This window comes from Rhodococcus koreensis, assembly GCF_017068375.1.
Classification (GTDB): Bacteria; Actinomycetota; Actinomycetes; order Mycobacteriales; family Mycobacteriaceae; genus Rhodococcus_F; species Rhodococcus_F koreensis.
The window spans coordinates 2,606,308-2,623,626 of the sequence record NZ_CP070609.1 but is presented as its reverse complement, the minus strand read 5'-3'; the positions used below and the strand labels follow the sequence as shown (position 1 = coordinate 2,623,626).

The 17,319-nt window shown below is 68.6% G+C and carries 20 protein-coding genes; 14 read left to right on the top strand and 6 right to left on the bottom strand.

Going from position 1 to position 17,319, the window contains the following annotated elements; translation table 11 throughout:
• Positions 1-85: 85 nt before the first annotated feature.
• The 3 genes from JWS14_RS12195 to JWS14_RS12185 all read left to right on the top strand — a co-directional run bounded on the left by JWS14_RS12195 (position 86) and on the right by JWS14_RS12185 (position 2,714).
• The gene (locus tag JWS14_RS12195) at positions 86-895 is read left to right on the top strand and encodes an SDR family oxidoreductase (protein WP_095862392.1); all 810 of its coding nucleotides are present in this window, start codon (positions 86-88) and stop codon (positions 893-895) included.
• 67 nt (positions 896-962) lie between these two features.
• Positions 963-1,721: a 3-oxoacyl-ACP reductase FabG gene (gene fabG / locus JWS14_RS12190; protein WP_206013288.1), complete on the top strand. Its 759-nt coding sequence runs from the start codon at positions 963-965 to the stop codon at positions 1,719-1,721.
• Between the two features lie 3 nt (positions 1,722-1,724).
• The gene (locus tag JWS14_RS12185; protein WP_206013286.1) at positions 1,725-2,714 is read left to right on the top strand and encodes an NADPH:quinone oxidoreductase family protein; all 990 of its coding nucleotides are present in this window, start codon (positions 1,725-1,727) and stop codon (positions 2,712-2,714) included.
• Here JWS14_RS12185 and JWS14_RS12180 read toward each other — a convergent pair.
• On the bottom strand, positions 2,711-3,169 hold the full coding sequence (locus JWS14_RS12180; RefSeq protein WP_072947722.1) for an SRPBCC family protein: 459 nt from the start codon (positions 3,167-3,169) through the stop codon (positions 2,711-2,713). The two genes, JWS14_RS12185 and JWS14_RS12180, sit on opposite strands and share 4 nt — an antisense overlap.
• Positions 3,170-3,288: 119 nt before the next feature.
• Here JWS14_RS12180 and JWS14_RS12175 point away from each other — a divergent pair, with 119 nt between their 5' ends.
• The 4 genes from JWS14_RS12175 (at position 3,289) to JWS14_RS12160 (ending at position 6,976) form a co-directional block, all read left to right on the top strand.
• Positions 3,289-3,909 carry a TetR/AcrR family transcriptional regulator gene (locus JWS14_RS12175; protein ID WP_072947725.1) on the top strand — a complete coding sequence of 207 codons (621 nt, stop codon included), beginning with the start codon at positions 3,289-3,291 and terminating at the stop codon, positions 3,907-3,909.
• A gap of 99 nt (positions 3,910-4,008) precedes the next feature.
• Positions 4,009-5,220 carry an acyl-CoA dehydrogenase family protein gene (locus JWS14_RS12170; RefSeq protein ID WP_206013284.1) on the top strand — a complete coding sequence of 404 codons (1,212 nt, stop codon included), beginning with the start codon at positions 4,009-4,011 and terminating at the stop codon, positions 5,218-5,220.
• A complete protein-coding gene (locus JWS14_RS12165) occupies positions 5,217-6,242 on the top strand; it encodes a phosphotransferase family protein (RefSeq protein WP_095862396.1) in 1,026 nt (341 codons plus the stop codon). Before JWS14_RS12170 ends, JWS14_RS12165 begins: the two co-directional genes overlap by 4 nt.
• Entirely contained in the window at positions 6,239-6,976 is a 738-nt protein-coding gene (locus JWS14_RS12160) for an SDR family NAD(P)-dependent oxidoreductase (protein WP_206013283.1), read from the top strand. Before JWS14_RS12165 ends, JWS14_RS12160 begins: the two co-directional genes overlap by 4 nt.
• Here JWS14_RS12160 and JWS14_RS12155 read toward each other — a convergent pair.
• A complete protein-coding gene (locus JWS14_RS12155; RefSeq protein WP_072947736.1) occupies positions 6,973-7,524 on the bottom strand; it encodes a ribulose-1,5-bisphosphate carboxylase/oxygenase large subunit in 552 nt (183 codons plus the stop codon). The genes JWS14_RS12160 and JWS14_RS12155 overlap by 4 nt on opposite strands.
• Positions 7,525-7,618: 94 nt before the next feature.
• Between JWS14_RS12155 and JWS14_RS12150 the strand changes: the two genes are divergently transcribed.
• The 6 genes from JWS14_RS12150 to JWS14_RS12125 are packed head-to-tail and all read left to right on the top strand — an operon-like array spanning position 7,619 to position 11,429.
• Positions 7,619-8,125 carry a methylated-DNA--[protein]-cysteine S-methyltransferase gene (locus JWS14_RS12150; RefSeq protein ID WP_206013281.1) on the top strand — a complete coding sequence of 169 codons (507 nt, stop codon included), beginning with the start codon at positions 7,619-7,621 and terminating at the stop codon, positions 8,123-8,125.
• Positions 8,122-8,613 carry an RNA polymerase sigma factor gene (locus JWS14_RS12145; protein WP_206013279.1) on the top strand — a complete coding sequence of 164 codons (492 nt, stop codon included), beginning with the start codon at positions 8,122-8,124 and terminating at the stop codon, positions 8,611-8,613. The genes JWS14_RS12150 and JWS14_RS12145 overlap by 4 nt, the downstream gene beginning before the upstream one ends.
• The gene (locus JWS14_RS12140) at positions 8,610-9,212 is read left to right on the top strand and encodes a methylated-DNA--[protein]-cysteine S-methyltransferase (RefSeq protein ID WP_206013277.1); all 603 of its coding nucleotides are present in this window, start codon (positions 8,610-8,612) and stop codon (positions 9,210-9,212) included. Before JWS14_RS12145 ends, JWS14_RS12140 begins: the two co-directional genes overlap by 4 nt.
• Positions 9,209-9,919, top strand: a complete 711-nt coding sequence (locus tag JWS14_RS12135; protein WP_095862401.1) for a 2OG-Fe(II) oxygenase — start codon at positions 9,209-9,211, stop codon at positions 9,917-9,919. Before JWS14_RS12140 ends, JWS14_RS12135 begins: the two co-directional genes overlap by 4 nt.
• 5 nt (positions 9,920-9,924) lie before the next feature.
• Positions 9,925-10,581, top strand: coding sequence for an alpha-ketoglutarate-dependent dioxygenase AlkB family protein (locus tag JWS14_RS12130; protein WP_095862729.1), 657 nt, complete (start codon positions 9,925-9,927; stop codon positions 10,579-10,581).
• Positions 10,578-11,429, top strand: coding sequence for a DNA-3-methyladenine glycosylase family protein (locus JWS14_RS12125; protein ID WP_206013275.1), 852 nt, complete (start codon positions 10,578-10,580; stop codon positions 11,427-11,429). The genes JWS14_RS12130 and JWS14_RS12125 overlap by 4 nt, the downstream gene beginning before the upstream one ends.
• Here the strand turns inward: JWS14_RS12125 and JWS14_RS12120 are convergent.
• Both JWS14_RS12120 and JWS14_RS12115 read right to left on the bottom strand, forming a co-directional pair.
• Positions 11,426-13,648: an MMPL family transporter gene (locus JWS14_RS12120; protein WP_206013274.1), complete on the bottom strand. Its 2,223-nt coding sequence runs from the start codon at positions 13,646-13,648 to the stop codon at positions 11,426-11,428. The two genes, JWS14_RS12125 and JWS14_RS12120, sit on opposite strands and share 4 nt — an antisense overlap.
• Before the next feature lie 83 nt (positions 13,649-13,731).
• Positions 13,732-15,273, bottom strand: coding sequence for a bifunctional 3'-5' exonuclease/DNA polymerase (locus JWS14_RS12115; protein ID WP_206013272.1), 1,542 nt, complete (start codon positions 15,271-15,273; stop codon positions 13,732-13,734).
• A gap of 116 nt (positions 15,274-15,389) precedes the next feature.
• Between JWS14_RS12115 and JWS14_RS12110 the strand changes: the two genes are divergently transcribed.
• Positions 15,390-15,599, top strand: a complete 210-nt coding sequence (locus JWS14_RS12110; protein ID WP_072947758.1) for a hypothetical protein — start codon at positions 15,390-15,392, stop codon at positions 15,597-15,599.
• Position 15,600: 1 nt separating this feature from the next.
• Here the strand turns inward: JWS14_RS12110 and JWS14_RS12105 are convergent, their stop codons facing one another.
• Together JWS14_RS12105 and JWS14_RS12100 are read right to left on the bottom strand one after the other, a co-directional pair.
• Positions 15,601-16,941, bottom strand: coding sequence for a YhgE/Pip domain-containing protein (locus tag JWS14_RS12105; protein WP_206013270.1), 1,341 nt, complete (start codon positions 16,939-16,941; stop codon positions 15,601-15,603).
• Between the two features lie 75 nt (positions 16,942-17,016).
• A complete protein-coding gene (locus JWS14_RS12100) occupies positions 17,017-17,265 on the bottom strand; it encodes a phosphopantetheine-binding protein (RefSeq protein WP_072947763.1) in 249 nt (82 codons plus the stop codon).
• Between the last annotated feature and the right edge of the window lie 54 nt (positions 17,266-17,319).

The window sequence follows — 17,319 nt, the reverse complement described above, 5'->3', positions numbered from 1 at the left end:
CCACAAAACTGAATCCGACACCGGGTTCAGGTGATTTCTGTGGAAGACTGGGGCCACGTCCGTGTCCCCTCGAGGGAGGAATCTCGTGCAGGTTGCGCAGAAGGTCGCCGTCGTCACCGGTGGCGGAGGTGGAATCGGCAGTGCACTCGCGGAGCGGCTCGCCGCCGAGGGTGCCAAGGTCGTCGTCACCGACCTCGACGGCACCGGGCTGGAAACGATCGTCCGGAGAATCGACGCCGAGCATCCCGGCGCTGCGCTGGCAGTGCAGGCCGACGCGTCCGACGACGCTCAGATCGCGTCGGTCATCGACGCCGCGGAGCAGGCCTTCGGGCCCGTCGACCTTTACTTCGCCAACGCGGGTGTCGCGGCAGGCGACCAACTCGAACCCGACGACGCCGTGTGGGACCTCGCCCTCGATGTGAACGTCCGAGCGCACATCCGGGCGGCCCGCCGCCTCGTTCCCGGCTGGATCGAGCGCGGGGAGGGGTACTTCGTCAGCACGGCGTCGGCCGCCGGGCTGCTCACTCAGATCGGGTCCGCCCCGTATTCGGTGACCAAGCACGCCGCCGTCGGATTCGCCGAATGGCTGTCGGTCACCTACGGCGACAAAGGCGTCCGCGTCAGCTGCCTGTGCCCGATGGGCGTCAACACCAAACTGCTCACCGACGACGCCGCCCTGTCGGCCACCGCCGCACGCGCCGTCACCACCGCGGGTTCGGTGCTCGAACCGGCCGAGGTGGCCGAATGCGTGCTCGCCGCAATGGAAGCCGAACAATTCCTGATCCTTCCGCACCCCGAGGTGCTGGAGATGTACCGGCACAAGGGCGCCGACTACGACCGATGGATCCGGGGCATGCGCCGCTACCAGGCGACGCTCCTGGCCCAGCCGTCCTGACCTGACCGAGAAGCGAACTGCGCAAATACCGTACGAAGACCGAGAACAACCAGCATGGAGGAAACAAGTGAGCCAGGAACGTAGAACCGCCATCGTCACCGGGTCCGCCAGGGGCATCGGCGCCGCCGTCGCGAAGCGGCTGGCGAGCGACGGGTACGCCGTCGCCGTGCTCGACCTCGACGAGGCAGCATGTGCCGGCACCGTCGACGCGATCAAGGCCGCGGGCGGCGAAGCCCTGGCCGTGGGCGCGAACGTCGCCGACGAGGCGTCCGTTGCCGCGGCAGTCGAACGGGTGGCGAATGAACTGGGCGCCCCGACGATCCTGATCAACAACGCCGGAATCACCCGCGACAACCTGCTGTTCAAGATGACCGTCGACGACTGGGATGCCGTGATGAACGTGCACCTGCGTGGCGCGTTCCTGATGTCGCGGGCCGTGCAGAAGCACATGGTGGACGCCAAGTTCGGCCGGATCGTGAACCTGTCGAGCACGTCCGCGCTCGGCAACCGCGGGCAGGTCAACTACTCCGCCGCGAAGGCGGGTATGCAGGGCTTCACCAAGACCCTGGCGTTCGAACTCGGCAAGTTCGGTGTCACCGCAAACGCGATCGCCCCCGGGTTCATCGAGACGGAGATGACTGCCGCGACCGCCGAGCGGGTGGGTGTCGGCTTCGAGGACTTCAAGAAGGCGGCGGCGTCGCAGATCCCCGTCAACCGTGTCGGGCAGCCCGAGGACATCGCGCACACCGCGTCGTTCTTCGTCAGCGAGGGCGCCGGATTCGTGTCGGGTCAGGTTGTCTACGTCGCCGGTGGACCGAAGGACTGATCGATGAAGGCGTGGCGTGTACACGAACTGGGTCAGCCGCGGGACGTCCTGACGTTCGAGGACATCCCCGACCTCGAGCCGAAGCCCGGAGAGTTGCTGGTCAAGGTGCTCTCCGCGGCCGCCAACTTCCCGGATGTGCTGTTGTGCCGCGGTGAGTACCAGATCAAGCCGCCGCTTCCGTTCACTCCCGGTGTGGAGCTGTGCGGCGAGGTGGTGGAGCTGGGGGAGGGCGTCACCGGGTTCGCCGTCGGCGAGCGGGTGATCGGCATGCCGAGCCTGCCGAACGGCGGATTCGCGGAGCTGGCCGTCATGTCGGCGGCCACCGCGTTCCCCGCCCCGGAGGCCCTCGACGACGCCGAAGCGTCGGCACTGTCGATCGGGTACCAGACGGGATGGTTTGCGCTGCACCGCAGAACGCAGATCCAGCCCGGCGAAACCCTGCTCGTCCAGGCCGCGGCAGGTGGTGTGGGCAGCGCGGCCGTGCAACTGGGCAAGGCGGCAGGCGCCAAGGTGATCGGCGTCGTCGGCGGGCCCGAGAAGGCGGCCTACACGCGGGAACTCGGTGCCGACCTCGTCATCGACCGGCACAGCGAGGACTTCGTCCAGGCCGTGAAGGACTTCACGGACGGCCGCGGTGCGGACGTCGTGTTCGATCCGGTGGGCGGCGACTCCTACACGAAGTCGACCAAATGCATCGCGTTCGAGGGGCGCATCATCGTGATCGGGTTCGCGAGTGGCACCATCCCGTCACCCGGGCTGAACCACGCGCTGATCAAGAACTACTCGATCATCGGGCTGCACTGGGGTCTGTACAACGCCTACGACCCCGCCGCCATCCGGGAGTGTCACGACGAGCTGACGAGGATGACGGCGGCCAGCGAGATCAAACCGATGATCAGCGAGCGACTCGGGCTCACCGACGTCGCGGACGGCATCGGACGCCTCGGCGAGGGGACGACGGTCGGACGGCTGGCGTTCCTGCCCGGACGCTAGCGGGCGCGCTTCGCGTACAGCTCCTCGAGGTTGTGCCGCAGGGTGGCCTCGGTGTTCTTCACGGCCGTTTCGACGAACGGTTCGACGATGAGACCGAGGGCCCTGCCGGTGAGACCGCCGGGGAGTTTGTACGCGAAGTCCACGCTGATCTCGGTCTTGTCCTCACCGTGCGCGGTGAACTCCCAGGTGGAGGAGTTGGCGGCGCCGTCGAGCGACGCCAGGGTGATGACCCGGTCCTGCACCCACTCGGTGACCTCGAGGCGGGAGCGCAGGGTGCTCGGGCCGATGTGTATCGCGGCGTCGAATGTCGACTCCAGCCCCTGGTCGAATTCGCCGATCGGACGGAATTCCGAGACTCCGAACATCCAGTCGGGGACCGTCCGGTAGTCGTCGATGTACGCGAATGCCACGTGGAGGGGCACGGCTGCGATCGCGGAGTGACGGACGTGGATCATCGGGTGGTCCCTGGCTCTCTGTCGGAGAAGGCTGTCGATCTGGGCGACCTCGTTCGACTCTAGTCAACTCCCGCGACCACGGCAGGGGAGCGGCGGGTTCCTGTTCTACCGTAGGACCCATGACGGTAGAGGGCACCCAGCGCGGCAGTTCGTGGCGTGAGTACACCGACCAGGGGTTGTCGAAGGTTCTGGCCGCGGCGCTGGCGGCGTTCGTCGAGAAGGGCTACGACGGCGCGTCGATCCGTGAGATCGCATCGCGGGCCGGCCTCTCGGTCCCCGGTCTCTATCACCATTACCCCTCCAAGCAGGCGTTGCTGGTGGGGCTGACGAATGTCGTGATGCGGGATCTCCTCGATCGCAGTCGCGCGGCGGTGTCCGAGGCGGGCCCGACGCCGGGGGAGCGGTTCGACGCGGTCATCGAGTCGTTGCTGCGGTTCCACATGTTCCGCCGGGAACAGGCCTTCGTCGCGTCCCGTGAGACGCGGAGCATGGAACCGGAGAGCAGGCGGGCGTACATCGCGCTGCGCGACGAGCAGCAGGAGATGCTCGACGACATCGTCCGGGACGGGGTTGCGGCCGGGCATTTCCGGACACCGTTCCCGCAGGACGCGAGCCGCGCCGTGGTCACCATGTGCGTCGCGGTGTCCACCTGGTACCGCGAGGACGGGCCGTTGTCGCCCGACGAACTGGTCGAGCGGTACCTGGCGATCGCGAGGAGTGCCGTCGGCACATCCGACTGAGGCTTGACCCCGTTCCGAACCTGTGGGATTCTCGGGAACGACTTCGACCGAGCGAGTGATCGGTCGGTACCGGAGTCGCCGTACTGACTGGAGGTAGTTGTGGCGATCGATCTGTCCTATGCACCCGAGGTGACCGCACTCGTCGAGAAGACCGAGGCGTTCATCCGCGAAGTCGTGCTGCCCATCGAGGACGAGCACGGCGGCGACATCACCGCCGCCGGTGGCGACACCCTGCGCGTGCAGATGCAGAAGGCGGCCAAGGACGCCGGAGTCTTCGCCCCGCACGCACCCGTCGAGTACGGCGGGCACGGCCTGAACATGACCGACCGCGCGCCCGTCTTCGAGGCCGCCGGCTACTCGCTGTTCGGCCCGACGGCACTGAACATCGGCGCACCCGACGAGGGCAACGTCCACATGCTCGCGCACATCGCGAGCCCCGAGCAGAAGGAGCGGTTCCTCGCCCCGCTCGCGAACGGCGACGTGCGGTCGGCGTTCGCCATGACCGAGCCGTCGCCCGGAGCCGGCTCCGACCCGTCCGCGCTGACCACGCGCGCCGAGAAGGTGCCGGGCGGGTGGAAGATCAACGGCCACAAGTACTTCATCACCGGAGCCGACGGCGCCGGATTCTTCATCATCTTCGCTCGCACGTCCGGCGTGCCCGGCGACCGCGGCGGCGCCACGATGTTCCTCACGCCGGCCGACGCGGAGGGGCTGACGGTGGGGCGTCACATCGACACCCTCGACCGGGCGATGATCGGCGGGCACTGCGAGGTGTTCTTCGAGGATCTGTTCGTCCCCGACAGCGGGGTTCTCGGCGAGGTGGACCAGGGATTCGCGTACGCGCAGGTCCGGCTCGGGCCCGCCCGGATGACGCACGTCATGCGCTGGCTGGGCGCCGCGCGCCGCGGCCACGACGTCGCCGTGGCGCACGTCGCGCAGCGTGACGGTTTCGGCGGCAAGCTGGGCGATCTCGGCATGGTCCAGAAGATGATCGCGGACAACGAGATCGACATCGCCGCCACCCGGGCGCTGCTGACGCGGGCCTGCTGGGAACTCGATCAGGGCGGCCACGCGAGCAACTCGACCTCGATCGCGAAGACCTACGCCGCGGAGGCGATCTTCCGGATCGTCGACAACTCCGTGCAGATGTGCGGCGGCCTCGGGGTGTCCGGCGACCTGCCACTCGCACGGCTGTCCCGTGAGGTGCGGCCGTTCCGCGTGTACGACGGCCCGTCCGAGGTGCATCGCTGGGCCATTGCCAAGCGCGTGGTGGGTGCCGCGAAGAAGGCCGCGCGGGAGGCAGGCGCATGAGTGAACATCGCGGCCTCGATCTCGTTGCTCTGCAGAAGTTCCTGTCCGACTCGAATGTCCCTCTGAATGGCGAGTTGCGGGCCGACCTGATCTCGGGCGGCAAGTCCAACCTCACGTACGCCATTCTCGACGACTCCTCGCGGTGGGTGCTGCGAAGGCCGCCCACCGCGGGGCTCACACCCTCCGCGCACGACGTGGCCCGCGAGTTCCGCATCACCTCGGCGCTGCAGGGCACCGACGTGCCGGTCGCCGCGACCGTCGCGCTGTGTGAGGACGACAGCGTGATGGGCGCGCCGTTCACCGTGGTGGAACACGTGACGGGCCAGGTGATCCGGACCAAATCGGACCTCGATGCTCTGTCCGACGCGGACATCGATTCGTGCACCGACGAACTTGTCCGCGTGCTCGGCGCGTTGCACAACGTCGACTACGACGCCGTCGGCCTGGGTCAGCTCGGCCGCGCGGACGGCTACGTGGCCCGGCAGGTGAAGCTGTGGGCGAGTCAGTGGGGGCGGGTGAAGACGACGGATTCCGCCGACGTCGACCGCCTGCATGCCGCACTGGCCGAGTCGATTCCGCAGCAGTCGGAGTCGTCGATCGTGCACGGCGACTACCGCATCGACAACACGATCCTGGCGCCCGGTGACGTGAGCACCGTGGCGGCGGTCGTGGATTGGGAACTCTCGACCCTCGGTGACCCGCTCACCGACGTCGCTCTGATGTGCGTCTACCGGCATCCGGCTCTCGACCTGGTGCTCGGCGAACCGGCGGCGTGGACGAGCCCGCGACTGCCGTCGGCCGACGATCTGGCGCAGCGCTACACCGTGGCGTCGGGGCGTGAACTGGTGCACTGGAACTTCTATCTGGCGCTCGCGAACTTCAAACTCGCCGTCATCGCCGAGGGCATCAACCACCGCTACCGGGCCGGCGCCACCGTCGGTGACGGTTTCGACAAGGCAGGCGACGCGGTGCCCGAATTCATCGCGGCGGGCCTGCGCGCCCTGAAAGGACAGACGGTATGAGCCGCAGCGCACTGATCACCGGTGCCTCGCGTGGCATCGGACTCGGCATCGCCACCCGCCTCGCGGAGCAGGGGTACGGGCTGACGATCACGGCTCGCGATCGTGAGCGGCTCGAAGCGGTGGGCGCCGACCTGCGGACCGCAGGCGCGAAGGACGTCGTCGTGGTCGCCGGGGATCTCGCCGACGAGGAATCGGCGGGACGGGTCGTCGAGGCGCACGCCGACGCCTTCGGTTCGCTGAACGCACTGGTACTCAACGCCGGGGTGGGTACCGCCGGCGCCATCGGCGAATTCCCGATGCGCCGATTCGACAAGAGCCTGGGCGTCAACCTGCGGGCGCCGTTCAGCCTGCTGCAGCAGTCGCTGCCTCTGCTCCGGACCGGTGCGGCGGAGAACCCGGGACGCGGATCCAAGGTCGTCGCCCTGGCATCGATCACCGGCGTGTACGCCGAGGCAGGGCTTGCCGTCTACGGGGCCACCAAGGCCGCGCTGATCTCGCTCACCGAGACGCTGAACGTGGAGGAGTCGTGCAACGGGATCTCCGCGACCGCCCTCGCCCCGGCGTACGTCGACACCGACATGGCCGCGTGGACGCACGACACGATTCCGCCCGAGACGATGATCGAGGTGAACGACATCGTCGAACTCGTCGACGCCCTGCTGCGGCTGTCCTCGCGCGCGGTGGTCCCGAAGATCGTCGTCGGACGGGCCGGAACGGACGGCTACCGCGCCTAGTCCTCGTCTTCCTGCGCCTCGCCGCGCTTGCGGAAGAACTTGAACCCGGGGACGCCCTGGATCGCCTGACGCACCCCCTGGACCTCCTCGAGGAGCTGGTGGATCTCCGGCGACACGGTGTCGAGGGTCGCCAGGATCGGCAGTAGCCCCTCCATGCGCATCGTCAGCTCGGGCAGGTGGTTCACCAACCCGATCGCGGCGTGAATCTCCTCCTCGGTGAGGTCGTCGACGAACCGCTGCGCGAGTGGGGCGGCCTTCGTCGCGAGCGGCTCGTACAGGCCGATCAGCGTCTGCGCCGACGCGGACGTGTTCCCCGCCGTGGCGACGACGGTGGCCGCCGCTTCCGCAACCCCGTTCGCCCGCGCCACCGCGATCTCGGCGCCGTCGCAGATCGCCTCGATGCGGGCGATCAGTGCCTCGACCTGGTCCAGGAGGACACCGATCCGGCCGGGAAGGGAGACGACGAGTTCAGCGGTGTCCACCGACCACCGGGCGACACCGGTGACGGTACGCACCAGGTCGCGGGTGCCGAGTTGTACGAGAGCCATCGGCCCATCCTGCCTGATGTATTCCGCACCTCACGTTTCGGTCGTGGCAGACGTCTACCTTCCAGAGGCCCGTACACCTGGAAGGATTGGCACCGTGAATGCCGACCGAGCAGCACACACTGTCATCGATTCGCCGATTGGCCCCCTGACGCTGGTGAGCGTCGACGGGGTGCTGAGCGGCATCTACATGGTCGAACACCGGCATCAGCCGAATCCCGCGACGTTCGGCGACCGCGACACCGCAGGGTTCGACGAGGCAACCACCCAGCTCGCCGAATACTTCGACGGCCGGCGGACCGACTTCACCGTCCCGCTCGCTGCGCGGGGCACCCCGTTCCAGAAACGAGTGTGGGACGCTCTGCGCACCATCCCGTACGGCGACACCTGGACGTACGGTCAGCTGGCCGATTCCCTCGGCACTCCGACCGCGGTTCGCGCGGTGGCGACGGCGAACGGCAGGAATCCGATCAGCATCATCATCCCGTGTCACCGGGTGATCGGGAGCAACGGCAGCCTGACGGGGTATGCGGGCGGTCTCGACCGCAAACGGTTCCTGCTCGAACGCGAAGCGGAACGGGCGGGGCTCCGGCTGAGCCGATGACGCTGAAGCCGTTCGAAGACGTCGTGGCCGAGCACGGCCGGACGGTCCTGCGGGTCTGCCGGGCCGTGGTCGGTCCGGTGGACGCCGAGGACGCCTGGTCGGAGACGTTCATCGCCGCGATGCGCGCGTACCCCGATCTGGGTCCGGAGAGCAACGTCGAGGCGTGGCTGGTGACGATCGCGCACCGGAAGGCGCTCGACCACATCCGTGCGCGCGACCGGCGGCCCGTCCCCACCGACGAACTGCCGGAGCAGACGACCGACCGCGGACTTCCCGGCGGCCAGGACCCGGAGTTGTGGAAGGCGGTCGGTGCCCTGCCGATGAAGCAGCGGGCGGCGGTGGCGTATCACTACCTGGCAGGGCTGCCGTATACCGAGATCGCGGTGATCCTGGGCAACTCCCCGGCCGCGTCGCGGCGGGCGGCCGCGGACGGCGTTGCGGCGCTACGCAAGACCCTCTCGATCTCTGTGAGTGGAGACATCACATGAACATGCCCGACATCGTCTACGCCCTGTACCCGTTGGACTCCCCGGTCGAGCAGAAACTGCGTGAGCGTCTCGCCGCCGCCGCCGCCGAAGCCGGGCTCCTCGACGTCGCGTACCGGACACTCGACACCCCGGTCGGTTCGCTGCTGCTCGCCGCCACCGATCGCGGGCTGGTGCGGGTCGCCTTCCCCAGCCAGGATCACGACGCCGTGCTGCAGACCCTCGCCGAGCAGATCAGTCCCCGGATCCTGCGCGCACCGGCCCGGCTCGACCGGGTCGCCCACGAGATCGACGAATACTTCCTCGGCAGGCGCACGAGCTTCGACGTCCCGCTGGACTTCCGGCTGTCCAAGGGATTCCGGCTCGAGGTGCTGCGCCATCTCCCCGATATCGACTACGGGCACACCGCCAGTTACGCGGCGGTCGCAGTCGCCGCGGGCAGTCCGAAAGCGGTGCGCGCGGTCGGCACCGCGTGTGCGCTGAATCCGCTGCCCGTCGTGGTGCCCTGCCACCGGGTGGTCCGCAGCGACGGCAGCATGGGCCAGTACGCCGGTGGGCCGGAGGCCAAGTCGATTCTGCTGACCTTGGAGGCGGCGGCATGACCACCGTGACGCAGCGCGTGAACGCTCTGAATTGGCCGACGCTGCACGCCGAGACCGACGCCGCGGGGTGCGCGCAATCGGAGCAGATCCTGACCGCCGAGGAATGCGGGCAGATCGCGGACATGTACGAGGAGGTCGACCGTTTCCGGTCCACCGTGGACATGGCCCGGCACCGCTTCGGCTCGGGACAGTACCGGTACTTCGACTATCCGTTACCGGAGGTCGTGGCCGAACTCCGCGCCGCCTTCTACCCGAAACTGCTTCCCGTGGCACGGGACTGGGCGGTCAAGCTGAGGCAGCCGTCGCCGTGGCCGGACACCCTGGACGAATGGCTGGACATGTGCCACGACGCCGGTCAGAAGCGGGCGACGCCGATCCTGCTCAGCTACCGGGCGAACGACTGGAACGCGCTGCACCGCGACCTCTACGGCGACCTGGTGTTCCCGTTGCAGGTGGTGATCGGGCTCGACCGACCGGGGGTGGATCACGAGGGCGGCGAGTTCATGCTCGTCGAGCAGCGACCCCGCGCCCAGTCGCGAGGAACGGTGACGACGCTGCGGCAGGGTCACGCGCTGATCTTCACCACCCGGGACCGTCCCGTGCGCTCGACCCGCGGTTGGTCGACGGGGCCGGTACGGCACGGCGTCAGCACCATCAGACGCGGCACCCGCCGGACCCTCGGCCTGGTCCTGCACGACGCGGAGTGACCGTGATGTCCGCCTTGATACCCCGACCCCGGACCGTGGTGGCGCCCGGCGCCGTCCGCGTCCCCGACTGGCTCACGCCGGAGGAGCAACGCCACCTGGTGGCCGAATGCCGGCGCTGGGCCACCGCGCCGGTCCCGATGCGGGCCGCGCAACTGCCGACGGGACACCGCATGTCGGTGCAGACGGTGTGCCTCGGCTGGCACTGGAAGCCGTACTCCTATTCGCGCACCGCCGACGACGCGGGCGGTGGGCGCGTCGCGCCGCTACCCGACTGGCTGGTCGAACTCGGCCGGCGGGCGGTCGGCGACGCCTACGGGGAGCCCGCCGCCGGGTACACGCCCGATGCCGCGCTGATCAACTTCTACGACGACGCCGCGAAGATGGGCATGCACCAGGACAAGGAGGAACGATCCGATGCGCCCGTGGTGTCGTTGAGCATCGGCGACACGTGCACGTTCCGGTTCGGGAACACCGCCACCCGCACCAAGCCGTACACCGACGTCGAACTGCTGTCCGGCGACCTGTTCGTGTTCGGCGGCGAGTCGCGCTTCGCGTATCACGGTGTGCCGAAAGTGCTTCCCGGCACGAGTGATCCGGGCTGCGGGTTGACCACGGGGCGACTGAACATCACGCTGCGGGTGACGGGACTCGTGGACACATGAGAGTGCGACTGCCGTATCGGGGTCCGTTCACCCACGCACCGCTGTGGGGTGCGCTCCGCGCGCACACCGTGGCCGGGCTCGAGTGGCACGACCCCGACGGAACCCACACCCGGGTGCTGGACGGGCCGCACGGGCCCGCGCTGGTGTCCGTTCACGTGCGACCCGCCGGCGGGTATGTCGAGGCGCACCTGACACCGGCGCACCGCGACGACGTTGAGGCACTGACCGCCACGGTCCGGCGCTGGCTCGACCTCGACGCGGATCCGCTGCCGATCGACGCCGCGTTGAGCCGCCACCCGCAGCTTGCTCCGCTCGTGGCGCAACGGCCGGGACTGCGGCGCCTGGGGAGCGTGGACGGGTTCGAGACGGCGGTCCTGACCGTTCTCGGACAACAGGTTTCGCTGGCCGCTGCCCGGACGTTCGGCAGCCGGCTCGTGGCCGCGTACGGCCTTCCGGTCCACGACGGGTTCTTCGCGTTCCCCGAACCGGAGACGCTGGCGGCGCTCGCACCCGAACAGTTCCGCTCGACCCTCGGTCTCACCGGGGCCCGGGCCCGGACGGTGCTCTCACTCGCCGAGGCCGCGTCGAACGGACTGCGCCTCGGCGCGGACACCGACCCGGCCGAGTTCCGGGCCGGTCTGCTCGCGCTGCCCGGCATCGGTCCGTGGACGGCGGACTATCTGACGGTGCGGGTACTGGGCGACCCGGACGCGTTCACACCCGACGACCTCGTCCTCAAACGGGCGCTGGGGGTCAAGACCGGCAGACAGGCTGCGGAACTCGCCGAGGCGTGGCGGCCCTGGCGGGCGTACGCCCTGTTCCACCTGTGGACGGCTGAGGCGTATTAGTCCTTGGCCTTCGCCAGCGCCGACGGCCACCAGATCTTCTTGCCGATGTCGTGGGAGAGCGCTGGGACGAGAATGCTGCGCACGACGATCGTGTCGAGCAGCACGCCGAACGCGACCGCGAACCCGACCTCGGCGAGGAACACCAGCGGTAGCACACCGAGGACCGCGAACGTCGCGGCGAGCACGACACCGGCCGACGTGATGACCCCACCGGTCACCGCCAGACCGCGCAGCACACCGGATTTGGTGCCGTGTTCCTCGGTTTCCTCGCGGACCCGCGTCATCAGGAAGATGTTGTAGTCGATGCCGAGGGCCACCAGGAACACGAACGCGAACAGCGGGAACGCGGGATCCGCGTTCGCGAAATGGAAGACATGGGTGAAGAAGAGCCCGCACACCCCGAGCGTGGCCGCGAACGACAGGACCACGGTGGCGATGAGGATGATCGGCGTGAGCAGCGCGCGGAGTAGGAGGGACAGCACGACGAAGATGACGACGAGAACGATCGGGATGATCAGGTTCCGGTCGTGCACCGACGCCGTCTGCACGTCGAGAGTGGTTGCCGTGCTGCCACCGACGAGCGCGTCGGCGCCGGGCACGGCGTGTGCCGCGTCCCGCAGTCGTTTCACCGTCTCGAGAGCTTCCGGCGAATCGTACGAGTCGGCGAGGGTCACGTTGACGACCATTCGCCCGTCGATCGGTGCGGCGGTGAGGAAGTCGGGTGCGCACCCCTGTCCGGCCGCCGAAGCCACCGCCGCCGGGTTCGACTTGACGAGGGCGGACAGCTTCTCGACATCGACCTGCGGGCACACCGCGCCGGGATCCGTCGACACACCTTCCACGCCGCTCACGGCTGCGATGACCGCGTTCGTCTGATCGGCGTTGGTGACGATGACGGCGGGTGCGCCGGCGCCCGGATCGAATTTGGAGTCGTACAACTCCTGGCCGACGACGGCGTCCGGCCGGTTGGTGAAGTTCTCCGAAGAGGACAGCCCGTCCGTCTTCAGGCTGCCGATGCCGACCAGGAACAGCACGGCCAGCAGCACCGTCGTCCCGATCCAGAGGGAGCGGTCCTTGCTTCCGACCTGGGCGGCGATCTTGCCCCACAGACCGTGCGTGGTGAGGTCGGCGGCCTCGTCCACCTTCGGTTTCCGCGGCCAGAACACCCACCGTCCCGCCGCGGACAGCGCCACCGGCAGGAACGTCATCATCACGAGGTACGTGCACGCGATGCCGATCGCGGCGACCGGACCGAGGCTCTTGTTGGAGTTCAGTTCGGAAAACGTCAGGCACAGCAGACCGAGGATGACGGTGACCGCCGACGCCGTGATGGCAGGGGCGGATTCCTTCCAGGCCTTGATCATGGCGTCGAACCGGCTGGGATAGAAGTGCAGTTCTTCCCGATAGCGGGAGATCAGGAGCAGCGCATAGTCGGTGCCCGCCCCGATCACGAGGACGAACAGGATGCCCTGACTCTGCCCGGTGAGCGTGAGCACCTCGGCCTTGGCCAGGAAGTAGATGACCATCGACGCCAGACCGAGCGCGAGCAGGGCCGAGAAGAGCGGGAAGAACCACAGCACCGGGGAGCGGTACACCACCAGCAGGATGAGGACCACCACGAGCAGGGCCGCGCCCAGCAGGGCGCCGTCGAGACCGGCGAACGCGTCGATGAACGCCACCAGCAGACCGCCGGGACCGGCGGGGAGCACCTCGAGCCCGGTGGCCGCGCTCTTCGCGGCGGTGAGGACGTTCTCCTCGGTGGCGGCGAGCACGTCACCGGCGACCGCCGTGCCGTCCTCCTTCGCGACGAGGGGAACGAAGATCGACGCCGTGGTGCCGTCCTCCGAGAACTGCGGCTGCGACATGCCTTCGGCGTCGACGCCGTCGACGGCCGCGATGGCGTCGTGCGCCTGAGCGACGGCCGCCTTGTCCTGGTCGGTGAGCGGTGCGTCGCTGTGGAACAGCACGAAACCGGGGATGGTTTCGACGGTGAGGAACTTGGACGATTCGTTGGTGACGATCGTCGATTCGGCGGAACTCGACAGGTAGGCGGCGTTGTCGTTCTTCTGGACCTCGGTGAGCTTCCCCTGGAAGGTCCCCCCGAATCCGCCCGCGAAGAACGCGACGATCGCGATGGCCACGATGGTGAACGCGGGCCAGCGAAATCTGCGCGACTTCTCGCCGCTCGTGCTCGAGTCCGTCGAATCCAACTTCGTCATGGGTTCTCCTTCGCCGCCCCCGCCAGCAGTGCGTCCCAGTACACCATGCCGAGCGCACCCACGACACCGGAAACTTGCGCGGGTCAGGCCTCGTCGGAGGTTTCGGCGTAGCAGTCCCGCACCGCCACATCCATCGGAAACCGCACCCGCGTCTCGCCGAACAGCAACCGGGTGGCTACGTCGACGGCGCCCAGAACATGCCGCGTCGCGGACTCCGGATTCCGGGTGTGCACCATCACCTCGTCGTGCTGGAAGAAGACCAGTTCGCTGTCCGGTTCGTCGGCCAGGCGGCGTCGCAGATCGGCGAGCACGCACAGCGCCCACTCGGATGCCGTGGCCTGCACCACGAAGTTTCGGGTGAACCGGCCGCGGGACCGTGCGTCGCCGTGGGACCAGAAGTCGGGTGACGGCGGCGGGCAGGCGCGGCCGAGCCACGAGTGCACGACCTCGCCGCGTTCACCGGCGCGGGCCGCCCTCTCCACGTATTCGACGGCGACGGGAAAGCGGGTGCGCAGCAGGGTGAGCAGGGAACGGGCCTCGCCGGCGGTGGCGCCGTACAGCACACCGAGGATCGCGACCTTGGCCTTGCCGCGGTCGCCGTCGAACGTCTCCGCCGCGACCGGTGCGTACAGGTCGTCGGCGCCCGCAGCGGCGACCATGCGGGTGTCACCCGACATGGCGGCCAGTATGCGGGGTTCGAGTTGGCCGGCGTCGGCGATGACGAACGTGTGACCCGGGTCGGCGATCACGCTCGACCGCAGCGGTTTCGGAATCTGCAGTGCGCCGCCGCCGCGGCTCGCCCAGCGGCCGGACACCACGCCGCCGGGGACATAGACCGGGCGGAACCGGTCGTCGCGGACCCAGCTCTCCAGCCACTGCCAACCGTTCGTGCTGAACAGCTTGGACAGATCCCGATGGTGCAGGAGGAGCGGGACGGCGGGGTGATCGACGTCGCGCAGCAGGTGTTTGCGGGTCGACGCGAGTTCGATGCCCTCGCGGCGAAAGGCGTCGACGACCTCGACGTGGGACGCCGGGTTGATGCGACGACCGAACGCCGCCCCGATCTCGACGGTGACGTCCTGGATGCGCTGCGGCAGGTCGTACCCGGCGGGACGGGGCCCGAGCGTCGTTTCGAGGAAGGCGCGGTGGGCGGCGGTGGAGAACGGCAGCCCGTCGAAACTCATCTCCGCGGCGGCCAGCGCTCCCGCGGACTCGGCGGCCACCAGCAGGTCGAGTTTCGCATCGTCACCGATCGTCTTCCGCTGTTCCGCGAAATCGGTGACCACCTGCGCCGGATCCGTGGCGGGTGCGGTGTCGAACAGACCGGGGCGTTCGTCGACGGGTTCGTCGGCCGGCGGCGCCGGAACGCCGTCGCGCATGCTGAGGACGGCACGGGTGAGTGCGAGGTCGTGGCAGCGCCGCACCCGCACCCCGGCCCGCAGCAGCGCCGGATAGACGGCGGCGGTACTCGTCCAGACCCAGCGGGGGTGCTCGGCTGCTTCGATGTCGCGGACCGCGGCCACGCCGTCGGAGTGCCGACGCGGCGACTCGACCGGGACTCCCTCTGCATCGGTGCGAACGGTCGTCGCGCCGCCCTCGGCGCCGGGAACCATGACCACTCTCACGGGCCCAGTCTGCTCTGCGCCACCGACAGGCGATAATCCGCCGCAGAACGGGGGTGAATCCGCAGGTCGGCACTACACTGAACGCAGACGCTTCTCGCCGGAAGGAGGGGCATCCGATGGCAACCATCGAAGAGTTCGAGCAGACGGTGACCGACAAGGTGATCGCCGGACTGCACGACAGATTCGCCGACTACGAGCGCCGCGGAGTCGGACTCACCGAACTCGGCGACCCCGATCGGTTCGTCGAGCGGATCCTGGCGGCGGTGCCCGCCCCGCATCCCTGGTACGAACAGTTCGGTACGGCCTGGTCGTCCGCGCCCGCGTGACTCACGCCCCGGCCGCGTCCACGTCGGGTTCGGTCTGTGCCTTGTGGCGGCGGTGCAGACCCTTGCGGTCGTAGAACCGGGTGATGACGGCACCGAAGACGAGGCCGATGAGCAGGCCTGCGAGGGTCATCCACACGGCGTGGATGAGGCCGGCGTCGCCCGATGCGCCGAAGAACATGATGGCGCGCACCCCGATGTAGATCTGGTGCATCGGCTCGAACTCACCGAGCCAGCTGTAAAGCCGCGGCGCCGCCTCGAGCGGGATCGTGCCCCCGGACGAGGGGAGTGCCAGGACGACGAAGACCATCAGGTTGATGAGCAGGCCCAGGTTCCCGAACGCGGCCATCACGGACATCGCCGTGATCCCGACGGCGGCGATCGCGAACGCGCCGTACTCCCACAGCGCGAGCGGGTCGGTGATCGGCAGCCCGAGGGCGGAGCTGATCCACAGGTACAGCCCGGACACGATCATCGCCAGCAGTACCATCACCGCCCACTTGATCAGCAGGGTGTTGAAACGGGAGATCGGGACCGCCTCGTTGTGCAGGTACAGCGGCCCGACCTCGGTCGGGGTGAATCCCAGCATGCCGTCGATCAGGGTGCTCGCGATGGTCGCACCGGTGAATCCCGCCAGGACGATCAGCAGCGCGTAGTAGAACGCCGCCAGGCCGAAACCGGTGCCGTCCGGTAGTGGGTTGTGGGCCACGACCCGCACGTCGATGGGGTCGTCGAGCACCAGCCGGCTGGCCCCCGACAGCTGGAGGTCGGGGGCCGTCGCCTGGAGTTGCTGCGTCACCTGGGTGGTGAGTTGCTCGCCCATCGTCTGGTTGGCCTTGTCCATCGCCATCTCACCGATGTTCTGGACGAGGTTCGCACTGATCGTGCCGGCGCGGGGGTTCGTGTAGATGGTGATCACGGGTCGTTCGACGTCCCCGGGGATCACGCTCGCCTGGGCGAGGATGAGTGTGCGTTTCGTGAAGTCGCTAGGGATGACGATCGCGCCGTAGATCTCCCCGTTGTCCAGTGCGGACTGGGCCTGGGCGATCCCGATCTGCCGCAGTTCGATCTTGTTCGGATCGACGCCCTCGAGGAGGCCTGCGGCGATCTGGTTGCCGAAGTTCTGCTGCTGCGGCGGATCGGAGTTGGGCACGGTGTCGCCCTCGTCCTGATTGACGAGGGCGATGGGGAAGTGGTGGAGGTGCTCGGGGGGATTGAGCATGCCGCCCATGTACAACGCGGCGAGCAGGGACATGACGACGGAGACCAGGAGCACGGGAGCTATCCAGAACCGCGGTGTCCGCAGCACGCTCATCTTGCCGGTATCGCTGGTTTCGTGTGCCATGGCCCCTCGCGTCCTCCCGTGTCCGTGTCGCTCCCCGGATCGACCAGCCGGATCAAGAGTAGGCGGTGGGATCGCTCACTGCGCCGAAGTGACCTCGAACCAGGCGTCGAGCGTCGGCTCACCGACGAGGTCGACGAGATCGACCTGGACTCCGTCCGCGCGCCACCGTTCGACCAGCGCCATCACGCGCACGGAGTCCATTCCCTCGTCGAGGAGGTTCGCGTCGTCGTCGATGTCGGTGACCGGGACGTCGAGGACGTCGGCCACATCGGCGCGGATTCGGTCGCGGGTCGGAACTGTGCTGGGAGCGGAACTCACTGTCATCCTCCGGTGCGTCGGCCGGACCCCGGCGCGTTGAGCCGGTCCGACCACATGGGG

Bases quoted from the DNA above. Each gene is read 5' to 3' on its own strand.
- JWS14_RS12185 (WP_206013286.1), top strand. From the start codon at position 1,725: ATGAAGGCGTGGCGTGTACACGAACTGGGTCAGCCGCGGGACGTCCTG.
- JWS14_RS12180 (WP_072947722.1), bottom strand. From the start codon at position 3,169: ATGATCCACGTCCGTCACTCCGCGATCGCAGCCGTGCCCCTCCACGTG.
- JWS14_RS12175 (WP_072947725.1), top strand. From the start codon at position 3,289: ATGACGGTAGAGGGCACCCAGCGCGGCAGTTCGTGGCGTGAGTACACC.
- JWS14_RS12165 (WP_095862396.1), top strand. From the start codon at position 5,217: ATGAGTGAACATCGCGGCCTCGATCTCGTTGCTCTGCAGAAGTTCCTG.
- JWS14_RS12160 (WP_206013283.1), top strand. From the start codon at position 6,239: ATGAGCCGCAGCGCACTGATCACCGGTGCCTCGCGTGGCATCGGACTC.
- JWS14_RS12155 (WP_072947736.1), bottom strand. From the start codon at position 7,524: ATGGCTCTCGTACAACTCGGCACCCGCGACCTGGTGCGTACCGTCACC.
- JWS14_RS12145 (WP_206013279.1), top strand. From the start codon at position 8,122: ATGACGCTGAAGCCGTTCGAAGACGTCGTGGCCGAGCACGGCCGGACG.
- JWS14_RS12140 (WP_206013277.1), top strand. From the start codon at position 8,610: ATGAACATGCCCGACATCGTCTACGCCCTGTACCCGTTGGACTCCCCG.
- JWS14_RS12135 (WP_095862401.1), top strand. From the start codon at position 9,209: ATGACCACCGTGACGCAGCGCGTGAACGCTCTGAATTGGCCGACGCTG.
- JWS14_RS12130 (WP_095862729.1), top strand. From the start codon at position 9,925: ATGTCCGCCTTGATACCCCGACCCCGGACCGTGGTGGCGCCCGGCGCC.
- JWS14_RS12125 (WP_206013275.1), top strand. From the start codon at position 10,578: ATGAGAGTGCGACTGCCGTATCGGGGTCCGTTCACCCACGCACCGCTG.
- JWS14_RS12120 (WP_206013274.1), bottom strand. From the start codon at position 13,648: ATGACGAAGTTGGATTCGACGGACTCGAGCACGAGCGGCGAGAAGTCG.
- JWS14_RS12110 (WP_072947758.1), top strand. From the start codon at position 15,390: ATGGCAACCATCGAAGAGTTCGAGCAGACGGTGACCGACAAGGTGATC.
- JWS14_RS12105 (WP_206013270.1), bottom strand. From the start codon at position 16,941: ATGGCACACGAAACCAGCGATACCGGCAAGATGAGCGTGCTGCGGACA.
- JWS14_RS12100 (WP_072947763.1), bottom strand. From the start codon at position 17,265: ATGACAGTGAGTTCCGCTCCCAGCACAGTTCCGACCCGCGACCGAATC.